Here is a 6,070-nt window from a genome sequence, read left to right as displayed (position 1 = left end):
TAAGTAGCGGATACATTACCCAGCGGTGATCATGTTCACCAATTTACCTGCACACGACGTAAAGGGCTGTCATTTACGGGACAGTTACAGTGCAATTAGCGAGGATAGATTATGAAATCCCAGGCGTTGGAGCTGATTCACTGCTGGACCTGGTTCAAATTTCTACCCGATGAAGCGAAATCGCACTTTGCCGATGCGTGCCGATTAATGACGATTGATAAAGGCGCGACGCTGTACCGGCACAATGACGATATAAGTTATATATACGGTGTTGTGAGTGGTGGTTTCCGGATTTATGTTGCGTCGCCAGATGGCGAAGAGATGACTCTTGAGGACGTTGCGGCAGGGGCGTGGTTCCCGCATTTTTTACCTCAGGACACGCCTGTGTATTTTGGAAATTGCGTGTCGACCAAGACGAGTACGGTTGTAGTTATTTCCGTTACTGACTTTTTGGCGTTTGGGGAGGCGTGGCCTCAATTGTATCGTGGCTTGTACAATGAATTCGTGGCGCGGGGCGTGGTGACGATTGGCCGCATCGAGCTGCTAACATTCCACAGCCTCAATGTTCGTTTGGCCGTGTATTTACTTAGATTGTTGGTAATACGAGGCAGCGCGGCGCCGGGTAGCAGCTATTTTATTGAATCGAGTGATAATCAGGGAGAAATTGCAAATCGGGTGGGGGGCGCACGTCAGCGGGTTAATGGTATTTTGAAGGAGTGGGAGCGCAGTGGCGTTATTTGCATCGAGAAACATGGCTTATTAATTCAGAAGCCTGAATACTTGCTGACACTGGCGCGAGATAGTGGCTTTGATGTAGAGACCTATCTCGGCGCTTGGCAAGGGGGGTGGAAGAGCCCATTCCAAATCGATTCCGGCTTCTCGGCGGCTGAATGAGCCTATAGTCTCTGGGTACTTGGGGAAAATTACGCGATGCTGTCTCAAAAGTGACTGTCACTGTTGGTCAAGGGCGTAATAATTGCTTTTGTATACGACGCAACTGTGAGAAATATAATGATTACCGCGCTCAATAGACTATCTTTGGCAAATCGCCTGTGCCTACTCACTCTGCCCATTGCTTCAGTCAGTCAGCTGGCAATTGCCGAAACTGGGAAAAGACAAATCGAAGAAGTCATTGTGACGGCCACAAAGCGTTCGGAAAATTTGCGGGATATTCCAGCCTCGATTGCCCATTTCGATGGATCAACCCTCGAAGAGCAGGGCAAGCTTAACCTATCAGACTATCTGCAGGAAACGCCGGGCGTTGTTTTGAATAATGCGACGCCGGGCTTTATGCGAATTTCGATTCGCGGTATCGGCATCGACAATAGCCCGAACTCTACCGTTTCCTCACCGGTGGGTATATTGATTGGTGACACCTCGTTTAGCGACCCCTATGTGGCTAGTATCACCCCAGATTTAAGTGCCTTTGATCTCGCCAGTGTCGAGGTATTGAAAGGTCCCCAAGGCACCGTCTTTGGGGGTGCGGCGCTGTCCGGTGCGGTGCGCTTTGTGCTTGAGCCGCCGCATATGGAGGGCTTAGAAGCAAAGGCCTTCAGTCAACTATCGGATGTGTCCGATGGCGGCGAGGCGTATACCTCAGGGGTGTCTGCCAATCTGCCACTCTACAGTGACAAGCTTGCTGCGCGACTCGGCTTTGTGAAACGCGAGTACCCTGGCGTATTCGACAACCGCAGAACTGGTGAAGAAGATGTGAACGATGGCGGTGGCGAGCAGCGCCGCGCCTTATTGCGTTGGCTGCCGACTGACAAGCTGAGCGTTAACCTTACTTATTTACATCAGGACTTTGCGGTAGATGATGCAGTGTATATTGCTGATAACCGCGAAGAGCGAAGCTTGGATGATGTCTTATTTGCTCAGCCAAGCGAGCATGACTTCTCACTAAAAAGCATGGAATTACGCTACGATTTTGAGCATTTTAGCGTTTTGTCTCTGACTTCAAAGATCAGCAAAGACCTGTATAACGTTTCCGATATCTCCGCCACCTTTAACTCGCCCCCACCTGGCGCAGGCCCAGATGAGGGCATTGTTTCTATAGTGAACCACAATTCTAATGCGCTCTCCCAAGAGTTTCGTTTCCAGTCTAGCGGAGATTGGTGGATCGACTGGATTGTTGGTGTATACAGTTACGATTATGAAATGTATTTCGATATTTTTATCAACACCGTGGCGCAAGAAAACCTTAACGGTGGTTTGGCTCCAATAGTTGGCCTAGTTCCTGGCTTTGATAAAGAAACCTCGGTGTTGTATGCCTTTAACGATGCTACCGCGACCGAACATGCGGTGTTTTTCGATTTGACCAAAACCCTTTGGGACAGCTGGCATTTTTCAGTGGGCGCCCGTTACTACGAGACAGTTGTAGAGGGCGGTTATAATGGTGTTGGTGCGCTTGCCCGAGCTGCAAACAATGGTCAGGCCGTGGATATCCATGAGGAAATTATTGAAGACGGCGTGAGCCCTCGGTATTCAGTTAAATACGATATTACCGATGATCATTCTGTCTACGTGCAGGCTGCGCGTGGATTCCGGTTTGGCGGTATTCAAACTATTCCGTCTAGTGAAGTAGAGCGAGTTCCCTCTACCTACAAGTCAGATAAAATCTGGAATTATGAACTTGGCCTGCGTTCGTCGTGGTTAGAAAATACCCTGCAAATTGATGCGGCTATTTTCGAAATAGATTATACCGACCCGCAGATTCAGCAAAAAACTCAGACCACGCAGCTTAATTTTCGCGACAATGTTGGCGCTGCAAAAAGCTCGGGTTATGAAATCAGTTTGCGTTGGCTAACGCCGATCGATGGCTTGACCTTAACGGCCAGTGGCGGTGAAGTTGACGCCCATACGACGGAAGAGTTCGAAGACTCTAATCGAAATGTGATTGCGCCAGGTACCCAAATGCCAGGCGCTGCCGACTCACAATACGCTGTATCGGCGGCGTATTTTAATACCCTATTTGGGGTGGATTACAATGTTTATCTCAGCTACGACTATATTGGTAAAAACTTTGGCGATCTTGCCCAAACGGAAGCCGTGAATGATTTCTCTACGCTCAATGGCGGTCTGTCACTTGCTCTGAACGAATTGCGATTCCGTCCTCAGCTGTCGATCAATATTAGTAATATTCGGGATACGACCCATGCCATTGGTGGTGGATCGAGAACCTTGGCGACTCAGGAAGAGCAGGCCATCTTTACCTTGAATTCGCCAAGAACACTTAATGCCCGCCTGTCTTTTGAATTCTAATTGCTTTGCACTGGATTCGGCTTAGTCGAATCCAGTGTTTTTTCTCTCTGTGCCACAAACGCGATTCTTTTTAAATATTCCAGTCTTGAACCTTTTGGGTGTCAGGGCTTTGCTGGCTACTCAGTATTTTCTGTATACCCAAGTGGTGAGATAAAAACACTTGGCCGCTGAGGTGCTTCATAAAATCGGTATGGGCGAGTACGTCCATTACTGGCCCCTTCACTTCAGACAAGTGCAGGGTGATGCCGCTGTCTTTTAAGCGCAGGTTGATGGACTCCAGCACTTCTAGAGCGCTCAGATCAATTTCGTTGACTGCTGTGCACATTAAAATGACATGCTGGGTCTCAGGGTTGGTATCCAACAATTGATAAATACGGTCTTCAATAAAACCGGCGTTGGCAAAATACAGACTTTCGTCAATACGTAACGACAAAATATTACTGTGGGTGATGACTTTGTGGCGGTTGATGTTGCGGTAGTGCTCCGTGCCGGGAACTTCGCCGACCACGGCCATGTGGGGTACGGAGGTCTTATACAAATGTAGGGCTAGTGAGGCGAACACCCCGCAGGCAACGCCGGTTTCCACACCCATTAATAGGGTTATAAATAGCGTGGTCATCACTGCGATAAAGTCGCTGCGGGCATAGCCCCAAGATTTTTTAAGAATTGAAAAATCAACCAGTGAGAGTACTGCCACAATAATGGTGGCTGCTAAGGTCGCTTTAGGTAGGTAAGCTAAGTATGGGGTGAAATACATAGCGGCAGCGGCAATGCCCGCCGCGGTAAATATACCCGCCGCTGGGGTCACAGCACCGGCATCAAAGTTAACGACCGAGCGGGCGAAGCCGCCGGTAACTGGGTAGCCACCCGAAAATGAAGCGGCGATATTGGCGGCGCCTAAACCTATTAGCTCCTGATTGGGAACAATGCGCTGGCGACGTTTTGCCGCCAAGGTGTGCCCCACCGAGACTGACTCGACAAAGCCAATGACAGAAATAAATACCGCCGACATCATGAGTTCTCGCCAAGCATCGTGGCCTAGCTTGGGCATTTGCAAGCTCGGCAGACCAGTGGGAACGTCGCCGACGAGGACTACGCCTTTACTGCCGAGATCAAAATAGTAGGCCGCGTAGCTAGTGGCAATAATGCCGATTACCGGCCCTGTTTTGGCGAGCATGCCTGCGGCTTTGTCGCTGAGGCCAGTGCGAACGAGCAGGGGTTTGAGCCCACTGCGTACCCAGAATAAAAAGATTAGGGTTGGCGCACCCACAGCTACAGTGATTAGGCTGGTGTTGCCCACCGAGAGATAGAGCGAGTGAAGTAGCGCAAACAGATTTTCGCCATCTGCCTTCACGCCCAGAATGTGTTTAAGCTGGCTGAAGGCGATGATAATACCTGAGGCCGTTATGAAGCCTGCGATGACTGGGTGAGACAGGAAATTCGCTAAAAAGCCCATGCGCAGTAAGCCCATGCCTAATAAGAACAAACCTGACAGGAGCGCGAGTAATAATGCTGCTTCAATATAACTAACACTACCGACGTCGGCGATATGGCCAATGGCGGAGGCCGTCATAAGTGATACCACAGCGACCGGGCCAACGGACAAGGTGCGGCTGGTGCCAAAGATCCCGTAGGCGACCAGCGGTAACATGCTGGCGTACAGGCCCATCTGTGGCGGCAAACCAGCGAGTAGCGCGTAGGCGAGGGACTGGGGAATGAGCATGATGGTGACGATGAGCGCCGCCAATAAATCACTAAGGAGCGTGTCGCGATTATACTCCCCCGCCCAGCTGAGGATGGGGAAGTAGGATTTAAACGTCGATTTCTGCAATGGGTAATCCTTGTTGCGTGGCGCCAGCAGTTCTTAGTTATAGCGTATCTAGGGGCACTTTGAGATAAACCGTGCCATTGGTGTCGGGCTTGGGTAAATGGCCGGCGCGCATATTAATTTGTAATGAAGGAATTATGAGCCGTGGCATGCCTAAGGTGGCGTCGCGTGTTTCACGCATGACAACAAACTCGTCTTCGCTTATTCCGCTGTGTACATGAATATTGTGCTCGCGTTGTTGTTTGACGGTGGTCTCATACTCCACGTCGCGGCCATTGGGCATATAGTCGTGACACATGAATAAACGCAGCTCGTCAGGCAGTGATAGCAGTCGCTGGATGGACTGGTAGAGTACTCGGGCGTCGCCGCCGGGGAAGTCCGCGCGAGCGCTACCGCCGTCGGGCATAAATAGGGTGTCGCCGACAAAGGCGGCATCGCCCATTACGTGCGTCATGCACGCGGGGGTGTGGCCGGGGGTGTGGAGCGCGTGGCAGGTTAAATTCCCGACGGTGTACGCGTCGCCGTCTTTAAAGAGTCGATTGAACTGGGTGCCGTTGCGCTGAAACTCGCTGCCTTCATTAAAAATTTTTCCAAAGGTTTCTTGCACGGTAATGATGTGCTCGCCTATACCGATTTTGCCGCCGAGTTTTTCTTGAATATAAGGTGCAGCAGATAAATGATCGGCGTGCACGTGGGTTTCGATAATCCACTGTAGTTCGAGTTTTTGCTCGCGAATGGCGTGAATGATCTTATCGGCCCCCTCTAAGCTTAAGCGACCGCCGGCGTAATCGATTTCCATAACCGAATCTATGACGGCACATGCTTTGGATGTGGGATCTTGAACGAGATAAGAAAAAGTGTTGGTCGGCTCATCAAAAAATGGCGTAACCAGCGGAGCTTGAGAGAGGTCAGTGGAAAAGGGTATTGAATTTGGCATTGTCGTCCTCTTGGCACTGCGTTGTTAATGAATGGCTTTGTGGG

At 50.3% G+C, this 6,070-nt stretch carries 4 protein-coding genes; 2 read left to right on the top strand and 2 right to left on the bottom strand.

From position 1 onward, the window contains the following. Nucleotides 1-111 precede the first annotated feature (111 nt). Nucleotides 112-894, top strand: coding sequence for a Crp/Fnr family transcriptional regulator (locus tag ABYT30_RS14205; RefSeq protein WP_373078819.1), 783 nt, complete (start codon nucleotides 112-114; stop codon nucleotides 892-894). 117 nt (nucleotides 895-1,011) lie between these two features. Continuing rightward, on the top strand, nucleotides 1,012-3,261 hold the full coding sequence (locus tag ABYT30_RS14200; RefSeq protein ID WP_373097140.1) for a TonB-dependent receptor: 2,250 nt from the start codon (nucleotides 1,012-1,014) through the stop codon (nucleotides 3,259-3,261). A gap of 70 nt (nucleotides 3,262-3,331) precedes the next feature. On the opposite strand, the gene ABYT30_RS14195 is transcribed toward ABYT30_RS14200, so the two are convergent. Next, complete coding sequence (locus ABYT30_RS14195; protein WP_373078815.1) at nucleotides 3,332-5,092, bottom strand: SulP family inorganic anion transporter; 1,761 nt, start codon at nucleotides 5,090-5,092, stop codon at nucleotides 3,332-3,334. A gap of 37 nt (nucleotides 5,093-5,129) precedes the next feature. Beyond that, on the bottom strand, nucleotides 5,130-6,026 hold the full coding sequence (locus ABYT30_RS14190; protein ID WP_373078812.1) for an MBL fold metallo-hydrolase: 897 nt from the start codon (nucleotides 6,024-6,026) through the stop codon (nucleotides 5,130-5,132). Nucleotides 6,027-6,070: the final 44 nt, after the last annotated feature.

This window comes from Zhongshania sp. (assembly GCF_041623545.1).
GTDB lineage: Bacteria > Pseudomonadota > Gammaproteobacteria > Pseudomonadales > Spongiibacteraceae > Spongiibacter.
This window is presented reverse-complemented; position numbering and strand designations above follow the sequence as displayed.